Annotated in this window: 10 protein-coding genes; 5 read left to right on the top strand and 5 right to left on the bottom strand. The window is 70.6% G+C overall.

Going from position 1 to position 14,098, the window contains the following annotated elements; all coding sequences use genetic code 11:
* Window positions 1–64: 64 nt before the first annotated feature.
* Both ABD298_RS09085 and ABD298_RS09090 read left to right on the top strand, forming a co-directional pair.
* Window positions 65–1,798: a glycoside hydrolase family 13 protein gene (locus ABD298_RS09085; protein WP_344299358.1), complete on the top strand. Its 1,734-nt coding sequence runs from the start codon at window positions 65–67 to the stop codon at window positions 1,796–1,798.
* 225 nt (window positions 1,799–2,023) lie between these two features.
* Entirely contained in the window at window positions 2,024–3,475 is a 1,452-nt protein-coding gene (locus tag ABD298_RS09090) for an amino acid permease (protein ID WP_344299359.1), read from the top strand.
* 97 nt (window positions 3,476–3,572) lie between these two features.
* On the opposite strand, the gene ABD298_RS09095 is transcribed toward ABD298_RS09090, so the two are convergent.
* Window positions 3,573–4,493 (bottom strand): LysR family transcriptional regulator, encoded by a 921-nt coding sequence (locus ABD298_RS09095; RefSeq protein ID WP_344299360.1) that lies wholly within the window; start codon window positions 4,491–4,493, stop codon window positions 3,573–3,575.
* Window positions 4,494–4,670: 177 nt separating this feature from the next.
* Here ABD298_RS09095 and ABD298_RS09100 point away from each other — a divergent pair, with 177 nt between their 5' ends.
* Both ABD298_RS09100 and tcuA read left to right on the top strand, forming a co-directional pair.
* Window positions 4,671–6,077, top strand: a complete 1,407-nt coding sequence (locus tag ABD298_RS09100; protein WP_344299361.1) for an MFS transporter — start codon at window positions 4,671–4,673, stop codon at window positions 6,075–6,077.
* Between the two features lie 55 nt (window positions 6,078–6,132).
* Window positions 6,133–7,620 carry an FAD-dependent tricarballylate dehydrogenase TcuA gene (gene tcuA / locus ABD298_RS09105; protein ID WP_344299362.1) on the top strand — a complete coding sequence of 496 codons (1,488 nt, stop codon included), beginning with the start codon at window positions 6,133–6,135 and terminating at the stop codon, window positions 7,618–7,620.
* A 161-nt stretch (window positions 7,621–7,781) separates the two neighbouring features.
* Here tcuA and ABD298_RS09110 read toward each other — a convergent pair whose 3' ends face one another.
* On the bottom strand, window positions 7,782–9,107 hold the full coding sequence (locus ABD298_RS09110; protein WP_344299363.1) for an MFS transporter: 1,326 nt from the start codon (window positions 9,105–9,107) through the stop codon (window positions 7,782–7,784).
* Window positions 9,108–9,111: 4 nt separating this feature from the next.
* On the bottom strand, window positions 9,112–10,167 hold the full coding sequence (locus tag ABD298_RS09115; protein ID WP_344299364.1) for an MBL fold metallo-hydrolase: 1,056 nt from the start codon (window positions 10,165–10,167) through the stop codon (window positions 9,112–9,114).
* A 109-nt stretch (window positions 10,168–10,276) separates the two neighbouring features.
* Between ABD298_RS09115 and ABD298_RS09120 the strand changes: the two genes are divergently transcribed.
* Entirely contained in the window at window positions 10,277–11,221 is a 945-nt protein-coding gene (locus ABD298_RS09120) for a LysR family transcriptional regulator (RefSeq protein WP_344299776.1), read from the top strand.
* A 35-nt stretch (window positions 11,222–11,256) separates the two neighbouring features.
* Here the strand turns inward: ABD298_RS09120 and ABD298_RS09125 are convergent, their stop codons facing one another.
* Entirely contained in the window at window positions 11,257–12,264 is a 1,008-nt protein-coding gene (locus ABD298_RS09125; protein WP_344299365.1) for a TolB family protein, read from the bottom strand.
* Window positions 12,261–13,511 carry an MFS transporter gene (locus tag ABD298_RS09130; RefSeq protein WP_344299367.1) on the bottom strand — a complete coding sequence of 417 codons (1,251 nt, stop codon included), beginning with the start codon at window positions 13,509–13,511 and terminating at the stop codon, window positions 12,261–12,263. Before ABD298_RS09130 ends, ABD298_RS09125 begins: the two co-directional genes overlap by 4 nt.
* Between the last annotated feature and the right edge of the window lie 587 nt (window positions 13,512–14,098).

A 14,098-nucleotide genomic window follows, 5' to 3' on the forward strand; every position in this document is an offset into this window, starting at 1 on the left:
GGCCGCGCTCTGGCCCGGGGGTCCGCACCGTGCCTACGATGCCGGGACCGCGACAGGAGGACCCATGACCGTTCCGGACCGCTCGCCCCACGCCGACCCTGCAGCGGATCCCCAGTGGTTCCGCAGCGCCGTCGTCTACCAGATCTACCCCCGCAGCTTCGCGGACTCCGACGGCGACGGCGTGGGCGACCTCCGCGGGATCATCGGAAAGCTGGACTACCTCGAGCGGCTTGGCGTGGATGTCGTCTGGCTCTCGCCCGTGTACCGGTCGCCCCAGGACGACAACGGCTACGACATCAGCGACTATCGGGACATCGACCCGCTCTTCGGCTCCCTCGCAGACCTCGACGAGCTCATCGAGGGTCTCCACGCCCGCGGGATGAAGCTCGTCATGGACCTCGTGGTCAACCACACCTCGGACGAGCACCCGTGGTTCGAGGAGTCGCGCGCGTCGAAGGATTCGCCGCGGCGTGACTGGTACTGGTGGCGCCCACCCCGGCCCGGCCACGAGCCCGGCACTCCCGGCGCGGAACCGAACAACTGGGGCTCGTTCTTCTCCGGGTCCGCGTGGCAGTTCGACGAGGCCTCGGGCGAGTACTACCTCCACCTCTTCTCCAGGAAGCAGCCGGACCTGAACTGGGAGAACACGGAGGTCCGGCACGCCGTTTACACGATGATGAACTGGTGGCTGGACCGCGGGGTGGACGGGTTCCGGATGGACGTCATCAACTTCATCTCCAAAGACCCCGCGCTCGCGGACACCCCCATCCACGAGGGCGAGCTCCACAGCCACGACCGCCGCGGCTACGCGTGCGGCCCCCGGATCCACGAGTTCCTCCACGAGATGCATCGGGCGGTGTTCGCACACCGCGACCCGGGCCTGCTGACCGTCGGCGAGATGCCCAGCGTCACGGTCGAGGACGCGGTCCTGTTCACCGATCCCGACCGCCACGAGCTGGACATGGTCTTCCAGTTCGAGCACGTGAACCTCGACCACGGCGGGGGCAGCAAATGGCGCCCCGGCCGCATGCGGCTGACCGACCTGAAGGCCTCGTTCGGCCGGTGGCAGAAGGGGCTCGAGGAGCGCGGGTGGAACAGCCTCTCCTGGGGCAACCACGACCAGCCGCGGATCGTGTCCCGCTGGGGCGACGACGGGGAGTACCGGGAGCTCTCGGCCAAGATGCTCGCCGGTGTCCTGCACCTGCACCGCGGCACCCCGTACGTGTACCAGGGCGAGGAGCTGGGAATGACGAACATGGCCTTCGCCGGGATCGACGCGCACCGGGACATCGAGGTCCTCAACCACTACCGCGAGGCCACCGGCGGCCTGGGCCTGGACCCGGTCCAGGTCCTGGAGTCCATCGCCCCGCTCAACCGGGACAACGCCCGCACGCCCGTCCAGTGGGACGCCGGGCCCAACGCCGGCTTCACCACCGGCACCCCCTGGATCGTGGTCAACCCCAACGCCGCGGAGATCAACGCCGCGGACCAAGTGGACCGTGAGGACTCGGTCTTCGCGTTCTACCGCGAGCTCATCCGCCTCCGCCACGAGCTGCCGGTGATTGCCGACGGCGACTTCACCATGCTCCTGCCCGAAGACGAGGCCGTCTACGCCTTCACCCGTCGGCTCGACGCCACGGAGCTGCTCGTGCTCGGCAACTTCTCGGGCGAGCCGCAGCCAGTGGACCTCGGCGACCCCGGCTGGGGCCGTGCGGAAGTCCTTCTCGGAAACTACCCCGACAGCCCGGGCCTGGACCTGGGGCCCTGGGAGTTCGCCTGCCGGATCCGCACCGTCTAAGCCTGAACGCCCATGTTGGGGCCCGCCGGAGGGCCCTGTGCGCGGTACTGATCGGAAAAGCTGACCGATAGTGTTCGGAAAGAGTCGCTTTACCTGATGGGACACAGCTCCAGATACTGAACGAGGCCGATGTGGTGGGCGTCACGTTGGGGAGCCGCTGCCCGCGGAGGCCGCACAGTCCAGAAGGCCCGGCAACGGGTCTGGAGCAACGGTGGGAGTTTCTCGATGAGTGGGCACAATCCTCGGTCGGTGTGGCGACGCAAGCCACTGGAGGAGATGGAAGACGAGACCGTCAAGAGCGGGCTGTTCAGGAGTCTCGGCCTGTGGCAGCTGACGGCGATCGGTGTCGGCGGGATCATCGGCGTGGGCATCTTCTCCCTCGCCGGGCTCGTGGCGCACGGCGACGCCGACAACCCCGGGGTCGGGCCGGCGGTCCTGATCTCGTTCCTGGTCGCGGGCCTGGCCTCCGCCGCCGCGGCGCTCTCCTACGCGGAGTTCGCCGGCATGATCCCGCGCGCCGGCTCCGCGTACACCTACGGCTACGTAGCGCTGGGCGAGATCACCGGCTGGTTCATCGGGTGGGACCTGCTGCTGGAGTACATCGCGATCGTGGCCGTGGTGGCGATCGGCATCTCCGGCTACCTCGACGCCTTCCTGAGCGGCTTCGGCGTGCACCTCCCGGCGTGGATGACCTCCACAGTCGACGAGGGCAAGGGCGGCATCATCAACGTGCCGGCCATCCTGATCTGCCTCCTGGTCACGCTGATCCTCAGCCGGGGGACCAAGGCGTTCGGCCGCTTCGAGCTCGCCGTCGTGGCCATCAAGGTCACCCTGATCCTGTTCATCGTGGGCCTGGGCGTCTTCTACATCAACACCAACAACTACACGCCGTTCATGCCCAGCGGCTTCGGGCCCGTGATGAGCGGCGCGGCCACGGTCTTCTTCGCCGTCTTCGGCTACGACGCCATGAGCACCGCCGCCGAGGAGGCCACCGAGGGCAAGAAGCACATGCCCAAGGCCATCATCCTGTCCCTCATCATCGCGATGCTCCTCTACGTGGCCGCGACGCTGGTCCTGACGGGCATGCAGAACTACCAGGACATCGACCCCAAGGCCGGGTTCGCCTCCGCCTTCACCGGGGTGGGCCTGCCGGTCATCGCGAGCATCATCTCGGTGTTCGCGGTGCTCTCCATCCTCACCGTGATGCTGACCTTCCTGCTCGGCGTGACCCGCGTCTGGTTCTCCATGAGCCGCGACGGCCTCCTGCCGAAGTGGTTCTCGAAGGTGGACCGCGGCGGGACCCCGCAGCGCGTCACCTGGATCGCCGGCGTCGGCTCGGCGTTCCTGGCCGGCGTGTTCCCCATCCGCGCCGTGGCCGACCTGACCAACATCGGCATCCTCGCCGCTTTCGTGGTGGTGTGCGTCTCGGTGATCGTGTTCCGCCGCACCAAGCCGAACGCCCCGCGCACCTTCCGCCTGCCGTGGATGCCGGTGGTCCCCGCGGTGGGCGTCATCGCCTCGCTTCTGCTGATCAGCCAGCTGCACTGGGAGACCTGGCTACGCTTCGTGGTCTGGCTCGTGATCGGGCTGGTCATCTACTTCGCCTACGGGCGCAAGCACTCGCTCATGAACCCCGACAGCCCGCGCCGCTTGCAGGAGGCGAGCCTGCGAGGCTGACCGAACCCTTCCGAGGGGCGGGCGGACGACGGCGGGTGGGCACCCGGCGTCGTCCGCCCGCTCTGTGTTCGGGTTCCGCCCGGCCCGCGGGCGATCCTCAGCCCTGCTCCGCCTTCCACGCGCGACCGGTCTCGAGGAGGATCGTGCCCATGGCCGTGCCGGCGGGGGAGAGCCGTTCGCCGCGGCGGCGTGCGAGCACGATGCGCCGGGCGGGCGGCCTCGGCGAGATGGCGGTGACGACGGTGATGTCCTCGCGGAGGCTGTAGAGGGAGAGCTGGGGCACGAGCGCGATGCCCATCCCGACGGCGACCATGGCCTGCGCCTCCTGGTAGCTGCGCGCCTCGAACGAGACGACCGGGCTGAAGCCCGCGGCCTCGCACGCGTCCTGCAGGAGGGCCAGGACGTTGGAGGACGTGCGGATGATCCAGGGCTCGTGCCGGAGCTCCTCCATCCGCACGCTGCGCCGCCCGGTGAGCGGATGGCCGGCCGGGACCAGGAGGACGCTGGGGTCGCGGCGGATGAGCTCGGTCCGGGCGCCTGCGGCGCCGGAGGATTCCTCCTCCTCGCGCGTCCACGTGATCGCGAGGTCGATCTCCCGGGACGCGAGGAGGTGCCCGATATCAGAGCGGGCGGCGCTGTGGACCCGCAGGTCAACCTGGGGGTGGCGCTCGCGGAACGCGGCGATCGCCCCGGCCAGGAAGGATTCGGTGACGGTGGGGATCGTGCCGAGCCGGAGCGTTCCCCTGCGGAGGCCTGAGATCTCCCCGAGCTCCTCGTGCGCGGCCTGGACGGCTCGCTCGATCTGCTCGGCGTGGCGCACCACCGCCTGCCCGGACTCGGTGAGCGTCACCCCGCGCGGTCTGCGTTCCACGAGGGGCTGGCCCGCTTCGTCCTCAAGCTGACCGATCTGCTGCGAGACCGCCGAGACGGTGTAGTTGAGCCGCGCCGCAGCGTCCGTCAGCGACCCGGCCCGCGCGACCTCGACCAGCACCAGCATCCGCCGGATGTCCATCGCCATGAGCCAATCCTATAGCGGTCCTTAAGGCGACTTCAGAAACTTTAGCTGGTGCGGAAGGAGAACGGGTTCCACGATGGATTCAGACATCAAAGCATCACGACCGGCCGCTCCCGCCTCTGGCGGACTGGGCCCCTGAGCGCTTCCATCGAACTGACGCTTCTATCGAGGAGGATAGAGTTGCTCACCGCATCTGTGGCGGCCGCCCGCGTGGACCGCCTGCCCATCACCCGAGCGCACAGGATCGCGCTCGCCACTTTGGCCTTCGTGTTCCTCTTCGAGTTCGGGGACCTCAACACTTTCGCCTACGTTGCCCCCGCACTGGTCACGCAGCTCGCGTTCTCCGTTCAGGACGTCGCCATGGTCACCTCGGCGGCCTTCGTGGGCATGGCGATCGGGGCGATCTTCGGGGGCCGCGTCTCGGACCTGATCGGCCGCAAGCGCGCCCTCATCTACTCGACGCTGCTGTTCTCGGTCTTCTCCCTCGTCAACGCCGCCGGGGTGAACGTGCCCACCTTCTTCCTGTTCCGCTTCCTCACCGGCGTGGGGCTCTCCGCCATGGTCGTCGCCGCCACGACGTACATCTCCGAGGTGATGCCGGGGGCCCGCCGCGGCCGCATGCAGGCCGCCGTCATGGCCGTCGGCCTGGCTGGCATCCCCGCCATGTCCTTCTCCGCCCGCGCCATCGTCCCCCTCGGCCACGACTCCTGGCGCTGGGTCTTCGTGCTCGGCAGCGCGGCCCTGCTCGCCGTACCCGCGCTCCTCGTCCTTCCCGAGAGCCCGCGCTGGCTCGTCCACCGCAACCGGCTCGACGCGGCCGAGGCCTCCCTCGCCCGGCTCGAGGCCGGCGCCGGGCAGCTCCCGCCGCTCGCCTCCCTCCCGGAACGCACGACGCCGCTCCCCGCCGGCCGCCCGAGCAGCTACCGCGCGCTCTTCATGGGCAGGACGGGTCGCACCACGCTCTTCCTCGCGGTCGTGTGGATCTTCCAGACCCTCGGCTTCTACGGCTTCGTGGCCTGGGTGCCCACCCTGCTCGCGCAGCACGGCTTCAGCGTGGCCGAGTCGCTCGGGTTCTCCGCGCTGACCACCATCGGCGCCGTCCCCGGCGCGCTGCTCGCGTGGCCCGTGACGGACCGGTTCGGGCGGAAGGTGCCGATCGTCGTCGTCAGCCTCGCCACCGCGGCGAGCGGCCTCGCGTACGGGCTGACGTTCAACCCCGTGGCCATCGTGTTGTTCGGGTTCTCCGTGAACCTCCTCATCCAGACCTTCGCCACGCTGCTGTACACGTACAGCCCCGAGCTGTTCCCCACCGGGCTGCGCAACGCCGGGCACGGGCTCGTGTACGGCAGCGGGAGGCTCGCGAACATCGTCGGCCCCATGATCGTCGCCGCCCTGTTCTCGGCCTTCGGCTACCAGGCGGTGTTCGTCTACATCGCCGCGTGCTGGCTCATCGTCGCGGTGGCCGTCGCCCTGTTCGGCCCGCGCACGGGCCGACGGCCGCTCGAGGACGTCGCGGGCGACGCCGACTCACAGAGCGGCGGTCGACCTGCCTCCGGCCCGATGCGGACCGGGTCCTCGGCCGCCTAGACCCGTCCCCACACCCCGCTGATCAGCTCCACCACCACAAAGAATGGATACCCCTGTGCCTGAGTCGAACCACACCCCTGCCAACGCCGCGGACGTCATCGTGGTCGGGGGCGGCAACGCCGCCTTCACCGCGGCGCATGCCGCCGCCGTGCGGGGCCGCACGGTCCTCCTGCTCGAGAAGGCGCCGCGTGAGCTCTTCGGCGGCAACAGCTACTACACCGCCGGCGCAACCCGGATCGCCCACAGCGGCCTGGCGGACCTGGCCGACTTCATCGAGCCGGACGAGCGCCACGCCGTCACCGAGGTCCCCGCCTACAGCGCCGAGGACTACGTCAAGGACATGGAGAAGGTCACCGACGGGCGCAACGACCCCGCCCTGACCGAGGTCCTCGCCACCGAGTCGGCCGACGGCCTGCGCTGGCTCCACTCCCTCGGCCTCAGGTACCGGCTCATGTACGAGCGCCAGGCCTACGAGCGCCCCGACGGCACGTACCTGTTCTGGGGCGGGCTGCATGTGGGCAACGTGGGCGGCGGCGAGGGCCTCATGCAGGACCACCTGGCCCTCGCCGAGAGGCTCGGGACGGAGGTCCGGTTCGGACAGGACGTGGTGGGGCTCGTGACCGAGGGCGGCACCGTTGTCGGCGTGACCGTCCGGCAGCCGGACGGCACCGAGACCGAGCTGCGCGCCGACTCCGTGGTCCTCGGCGCGGGCGGCTTCGAGGCCAGCAGGGAGCTACGCGCCGAGCACCTCGGCCCTGGCTGGGAGAACGCGAAGGTGCGCGGCACGCCGTTCAACACCGGCCAGATGCTCACAGCTGCCCTTGCGCTCGGCGCTGGCAAGGCGGGTGACTGGAGCACCTGCCACTCCACCCAGTGGGACGCCTTCACGCCCGGGAACGAGTCGAACCGCGAGCTGACCAACCGGCTCACCCGCCAGAGCTACCCGCTCGGCATCATCGTCAACGCGCACGGCCAGCGGTTCGTGGACGAGGGCGAGGACTTCCGCAACTACACGTACGCGAAGCTCGGCCGTGCCGTGCTCGAGCAGCCCGGCTCCATCGCGTACCAGATCTTCGACGCCGCCCTGCGGCCCATGCTGCGCGCCGAGGAGTACGAGATGCCCGGCATCTCCGTCGAGACCGCGCCGACCATCGAGGCCCTCGGCGCGAAGATCGGTGTGGACCCGGAGGCGCTGGCCAAGACGGTCAACGACTACAACACCTCGATCGACCTCACCGTCCCGTTCGACCCGAACGTCAAGGACGGGCGCGCGGCCCGCATGATTCCGGTCAAGAGCAACTGGGCCACGCCGCTGACGGCAGGCCCGTTCTACGCCTACCCCGTCACGTGCGGCATCACCTTCACGTTCGGCGGCCTGAAGTCAGACACCCACGGCCGGGTCCTGGACACCTCAGGCGAGCCGATCCCGGGGCTCTACGTGTGCGGGGAGATGCTCGGCGGCCTGTTCGCGGGCAACTACCCCGGCGGCTCCGGCCTCGCCGCCGGCGTCGTGTTCGGGCGCCGGGCAGGCTCGCTGGCCTGACGGTGGTTGAGCGGGGCAACGGTGGTTGAGCGGGGCAACGGTGGTTGAGCGGAGCAACGCTGGTTGAGCGGGGCAACGGTGGTTGAGCGGAGTCGAAACCACGGCCGGACGACGGCGGTGACTCGCCCACCCGGGCGAGTCACCGGCGTCGTGCGCTGGATCTACTCGATGGAGGCGAGGTCCCGCGTGCGGCCCTCCCGCGCGAGGAGGATGCCCACCCCGCACACCACGAGCGCGGCGGCCCAGGCGATGCCGAGCACGGTCGTGCTGGACGTGGCCGCGATGATGCCCGCGGCGATCATCGGCGTGAAGCCCGCGCCGATCGTCGAGGAGACCTGGTACGCGATGGACGAGCCGGTGTAGCGGACGCGGGTGGGGAACATCTCCGCGATGAACGCCCCGAGCGGGCCGAAGAGGAAGCCCTGGATCGCCTGGCCGAGGATGACCGCGACCGCGTACCCGGCGACCGTGCCCATGCCGATGAGCCACAGGATCGGGAAGACCGCGGCGATGGCGGCGACGATGCCCGCCACGAGGATGCGCTTGCGGCCGAACCGGTCGCACATTCGCGCGCTCACGATCGTCGTCGCGAGCATCGCGGCCGCGGCGACGGCCTTGGCGTTGAGGACGCCCGTCTGGTCCGCGCCCTTCTCCACCGCCTCGCTCACGGCCCACACGGTGACCATGCCCGCCATGGTGAACTGCGCGACGCCGGCCAGGACCGTGAGGAGGAGCTCACGCGGGTACCGGGAGAAGACCTCGACGATGGGGAGCCGGCGGCTCTCCGCCGCATGCTCGAGCTTCTGGAACAGCGGGCTCTCGGCGACCTTGAGACGGATCACGAGCGCCAGGCCCACGAGCACCGCGCTGAGCAGGAACGGGACGCGCCAGCCCCAGCCGAGGAACTCGGCCTTGGGCAGCAGCGTCATCGCGGACATGACCAGTGTGGACAGGGCCGCGCCGGCCGGGGCGCCCATGTTGGCGAAGCTCGCGGCGAAGCCGCGCTTCCCGCTCGGGGCCTGCTCGAGGGCGATGAGCATGGCGCCGCCCCATTCGCCGCCCACGGCGATGCCCTGGATGACCCGCAGGGTGACGAGCAGGGCCGGGGCGAGGACGCCGATCGCGGCGGCCGTCGGGAGGAGGCCGATGGCGGTCGTCGCGAGGCCCATCATGAGCATCGACAGGATGAGCATCTTCTTCCGGCCCAGCCGGTCGCCGAAGTGGCCGAAGATCGCGCCGCCGATCGGGCGCGCCGCGTACCCGGCGGCGAGGGTGCCGAAGGACGCGAACGTGGCCCAGCCGGCGTCGAGGTTCGCGAAGAAGACCTTGTTGAACACCACGGCGGCGGCCATCGCGTAGAGGAGGAAGTCGTAGTACTCGACCGCGCTGCCCACGAAGCTCGAGGCGAGGATGCGCCGCATCTGCGGCGTGTTCAGGGAGGTCCCCGCGGCGGGGGAGGTGGGTGCGGTGGCGGTGTGCTGTGCCATGGCTCTAGTCCTGGTTCGTCGTGGTGCTGGCCGCGAGCATCTCGCGGCGCGCAAAGCTGATTGTCTCAAGGTCGTCCGGGACGAAGACCGGCCCGTCGAAGGTCTCCGCGGCTTCCCGCCAGACCGAGGGGTCGGCGTCGCCCGGGACGAGATGGTGCAGGGCCAGTGCCCGGGCGCCGGCGGCGGCGGCGATCTGGCCTGCCTGGCGCGGGGTGGTGTGCGACTTGAGGTGGTGCTCGATGGTCGCGATCCGCGTCGCCTCGTCGACGTCGCCGTACGAGCGCTCTGCCCAGCCGAGGTCGATGGCCTCGTGCAGGAGGAGGTCGGTGCCCTGCGCGAGCCGCACGAGGTTCTCGCACGGGGCCGTGTCGCCGGAGACCGTCACGGAGCCGTCCACGGTGTCGAAGCGGAACGCGAACGCCGGGGCGATGGGCGGGTGCGCCACGAGCGTCGCGGTGACGGTGACCAGCTCGTCGGCGTAGACGGTGAAGGGCTCCATTCCCGCGGGGGTGGGGTTGTCGTTGGGGTGGAATCCGGACGCGGTCGGGAGCTGGATGTCGGCGGCGTCGAACACGGTGTAGGGGGAGGGGCGCAGCGAGTCCAGCATCCGGTCTGTCAGGTCCGTCGAGTACGCGCGGAACAGGTTCTCCACCATCGCGGCGGTGCCCGCCGTGGGTGCGTCCTCGAAGAGCGGGCGCACGCCCGGACCGGCGTGGGCGTTGAGCGGGGGCAGGACCGACCGGTCGCCGGGGCCGAGGACCTGCACGCGTCCGCGCTGCTGCTTCCCGGCCATCATCCAGCCGAACAGCAGCATCCCGGCGAGGTCCACGGCGTGGTCGGAGTGGAGGTGGGTAAGGAAGATCCCGCGCAGCTGGTGCGGCTCGAAGCCGGCCTCGGCGAACTGGGTGCTCGCGCCGCGGCCGCAGTCCACGAGGTAGACGGCCTCGCCCACGACCACGGCCGTGGAGATCCCGTGGCGGCGCGGCCCCTTGCGGGACGGTCCCCACCAGCGGGGGCCGCCGGCGGTGCCGAGGGTGACGATTCTGGGCGAGAGGGACATCGTTGTTCTCCTGCGGGTTGAGGTTCCCTCCTACTATGAGGTGGCTCATATAGTTGGAAAAGCGAAAGTATTTCTCGATCTTCCTTGAAGGAGTCAACGTTTGCTGTCTGTGACCCTGCGCCAGCTCGAGTACTTCCTCGCCGTGGCCGAGGAGGGAACGCTCGCTGCCGCGGCGCTGCGGCTGCACATGACCGCCGGATCCCTCTCGGTCGCGCTGAACGCGATGGAGAAGACGCTCGGGGTGCAGCTGCTCGTGCGGCGTCGGGCCAAGGGAGCCGTCCTCACCGCGGCGGGGCGGGAGCTGGTCGACCAGGTCCGGCAGACGCTCGCCGCGGCGCAGGCGTTCGAGTCGTCCGCGGGGGCGATCCGGGGCGAGCTGGTCGGGACGCTCGCAGTCGGCTGCTTCGACACCCTCTCGCCGTGGCTCCTCCCGCCGGTCCTGGAGTACTTCGCCGAGCACCATCCGCGGGTGGACGTCGTGGTCTCCGAGGCGTCCTCCGACGAGCTGCAGGAGCGGCTGCTGCAGGGCGAGCTCGACGCCGCGTTCATGTACCGGCTGCACGTGGACCGCGACCTCGAGTGCGTCCAGGTCGCCGCGGTCCGGCTCCAGCTCGTGCTCCCCGCGGACCACCGCCTGGCGGGGCAGGACGAGGTGCGCTTCGCCGAGCTCGGGGACGAGCCGGCGGTGCTCCTCGGGCTGAAGCCGGCCCCGGACCTCGTCATGGCGATGACCGAGGCCGCCGGTTTCACCCCCAACGTCCGCTGGCGGCTCCGCAACGTGGAGACCGTCCGGTCCGTGGTGGGCCGTGGGCTCGGCTACACGATGATCATGGGCCGCCCCAGCGGCGACCGGACCTACGACGGCCACGCCCTCGTGTACAAGCGCATCGCCGACCAGCTCCCCGACAACTCGGTGCAGCTCGTCCTGCAGGCGGGCTCGCTCGGCAACGCGAAGGTCAGGGCGCTGCGTGACTTCGCGACGGCGCATCTCGGGGAGGTCGTGGACCCGATGCAGCGGGGTGGAACTGGGGGCGCGGCGGGCCGGCGGGGCTGATTGCGCGCGGCCGAGGGTGGCAGCAGCGGCCCGGGCTACCGCCGTTCGACAGATGGCGACCAGGCATGCTCGATGAAGAGGGTGGGCCTGCCCGTGCCGTCAGCGGGCACCGACCAGACGTCGCTGTCGCCTATCGGAACCCCGCGGGCGAGGCCATAGAGAACCGTGGTGCTGTCCAGCCACTCAGCCTGGTCGTCCACGTTGCGGCCCTCCGCGAGGACGGTCACGTCGCCGGTGGCGAGGTCCAGGACGGCGAGCACCCTCGTGCGCGGCTGGTTCGGGTCGGCCTTGTACTTGAAGGCGATCCTGGTCCCGTCCGGTGAGAGCGAGGGGCACTCCACGCCGGGCCGGACGGCGGTGAGGGCCCGCGCCCGGACGCTGCCCTTGACGAGCCACGTGCGGTCCGCCGAGCCGACCGTGGCGTAGAAGGTGTCCCCGTCCTCGGCGAACGTCACGCCCCAGAGGTTGTGCTCGGCGGGGCTCAGGGTGACACCCGGGATGTCGATCGCGTACGTCTCCAGGTTGCCGAAGCTCCCGCCGTCCGTCGCGGAGATCTCTGTGGCGGTGGAGAACCCGCCGACGTAGCCGCTTCCGGCCACGAACACGGTCGACGACGCGAGCGTGCCGTCCGCGAGGAGCCGGGCTCGGCTGGGCGCCCCGTTGAGGATGCGGGAGCGCAGCAGGTTCCAGTCGGCGTCGAAGATCTCCTCGTCGGTGGTGTTCGCGAGGCCCGGTCTGGCGTGAAGGCAGACCCGGCGCGCGGCGGCCGCGTAGACCCGGTCGCAGGCCCGGTCCGTGATCGTCCGCGGGCCTAGGGAGTTCTCGATCGGGACGGTCGCCACCATCCCCTGGCCCTGCCCCGACGCGACGTTGCGGAAGTAGACAACGGGGCCTGCGGGCGTGCTTGCGGCGACGGCGGCCTGGGAGGGGGCGCGGGACTCGGACTGGTACTGGGCGTACGCCCAGGCGCCGTAGCCGCCTGCACCGCCGAGGGCCAGGACGGCGATGACGATGAGCAGGATGCTCCGAGCGCGGGTGGTCACGCGGCCGCCGTCCGGGCGGTGCGCAGCAGCATCGCAGCGAGCGGCAGGGCGGCCGCGAGTCCGACGGCGACCAGCCACATCGCGGCGTCGCTCCCGACCGTGTACCAGAGCAGGCCGAAACCAGTCGACGCGAGCAGACGGGCGACGGCCACGACCGTCTGCGCGGCGGCGATCCCGGTCGCGGCGGCCTGCCTGGGCGCGAGGAGGCCGGCCATCGCGGCCAGCACGCCGTCGGTAGCGCCGTAGAAGACGCCCAGCAGGGCCAGTGTTGCGACGGTCGCGGGCAGCCCGGCCCAGGGCATGACGGCGCACGCGTAGGCGGCGAGGAGAGCCGCGTGACCGGTGAGGAAGACGCGTTTGCGGCCCCACCGGTCCGCGAGTCGGCCGATGGGGATGGCCAGGACCAGGTACGCGGTGTTCGTTCCGACATACAGGAGCGGGAACCACTGGGCGGCAAACGACGTGCGGGCCTGGAGGACGAGGTAGAGGAACCCATCGCCGACCGTGAGCAGTCCGAGAATCCCGGCGGCGAGCAGCAGCCGCCGCATCGGGCCGGTGTTCACGTCCCGCCACCGCGGGCGCGGCGGCGACGGCACGGCGTCGGCCGGGAGGCGCCCCCGATCATTCGGGACGAACAGGCCCAGCAGGGCAAGCCCGACGAGCGCGAACGCGAGCGAGGCTACGAAGACGACGCCGTAGCCGTTGGGGATCGCCAGCAGGATCAGGAACGCCAGGACGGGTCCGAGCGTGGCGCCGATCGTATCGAGCATGCGGTGGACGCCGAACGACCGGCCGAGGTGCTCCGGCTGTGCGGCGAAGCGGATCATCGCGTCCCGCGGGGCGGTGCGGATGCCCTTGCCGACGCGGTCGACGGCGATCACGGCGGCGAGCGAGTTGAACCCGTTCGCCGCCAGCAGGACCACCTTTGCCGCGGCCGAGAGCCCGTAGCCGAAGAACGCGACCCACTTCTGACGGCCTGACCGGTCTGCGGCCATGCCCGCAGCGATCCGGACCGTGGCGCTGACGCCCTGGTAGATCCCGTCCATGAACCCGTAGGCCACCGTCGACAGCCCCAGCGATGCCGTGACGTAGAGGGGAAGGACCGACGCCACCGACTCGGAGGAGACATCGGTCAGCAGGCTCACCACGCCCAACGCGACGATCGTGGGGGCCAGCCTGAAAGGCGGCACCTTGCCGGCGGGGACTTCGGTCCTGCGGCTGCGCCAGTCCGCGAGGGATAGATACATCGGCCGCTCCGATCGCCGCCATCGCCCCATGTGGGCCGGCTCCGCGGCCACACTGCGGCGCCGGTAGGCCCACTCTCGCATATCGGTGTACGCGAAAGCTCCACCTCAGACCACTCGAAAAAGCCACTTGGAGTACCCGACTTCGCGTTCACGCTCCTCCCGTCTTGGGCTGCCTGGTAGGCGGTGGAGGAGCGGGTGTAGCTGGCGCGGGTGGGGAACGTCTCCGCGATGAATGCGGCCAGTGGGCCGAAGAGGAAGCCTCGGACCGGCGCGACCGCCCGATGAGCCCGCCGACTACCGCGGCACGCTCTCGAACGCGTGCACGACGGCGGCACGCGCCTCGCCGTCGAGCGCTCGCAGGGGCTTGGGGAGGCTCAGGCCGGCGGTGAGGCCGAGGATCTCGGCGGCCGCAGCGGCGACGCGTAGGCTCCCGTGCTTCGCGAAGAGGTCCCAGAGGGGCGCGAGGCGGGCCGAGAGCGCGAGGGCGCGGCCGGCGTCGTGCGTCTGATCCGGTGAGCCGAGCGCGTCGTGACGTCTTCGAAGAGGCCGAAGACTTCGTCGGGGGTGAGGGCTGGTAGCAGACGGGA

The sequence above is a fragment of the Sinomonas flava genome (genome assembly GCF_039531875.1).
Lineage (GTDB): Bacteria > Actinomycetota > Actinomycetes > Actinomycetales > Micrococcaceae > Sinomonas > Sinomonas flava.

Excerpts from the sequence above, each read along its gene's own strand:
- ABD298_RS09085 (WP_344299358.1), top strand. The coding sequence starts at position 65 with ATGACCGTTCCGGACCGCTCGCCCCACGCCGACCCTGCAGCGGATCCC.
- ABD298_RS09110 (WP_344299363.1), bottom strand. The coding sequence starts at position 9,107 with ATGGCACAGCACACCGCCACCGCACCCACCTCCCCCGCCGCGGGGACC.
- ABD298_RS09130 (WP_344299367.1), bottom strand. The coding sequence starts at position 13,511 with ATGTATCTATCCCTCGCGGACTGGCGCAGCCGCAGGACCGAAGTCCCC.
- ABD298_RS09090 (WP_344299359.1), top strand. The coding sequence starts at position 2,024 with ATGAGTGGGCACAATCCTCGGTCGGTGTGGCGACGCAAGCCACTGGAG.
- ABD298_RS09095 (WP_344299360.1), bottom strand. The coding sequence starts at position 4,493 with ATGGCGATGGACATCCGGCGGATGCTGGTGCTGGTCGAGGTCGCGCGG.
- ABD298_RS09115 (WP_344299364.1), bottom strand. The coding sequence starts at position 10,167 with ATGTCCCTCTCGCCCAGAATCGTCACCCTCGGCACCGCCGGCGGCCCC.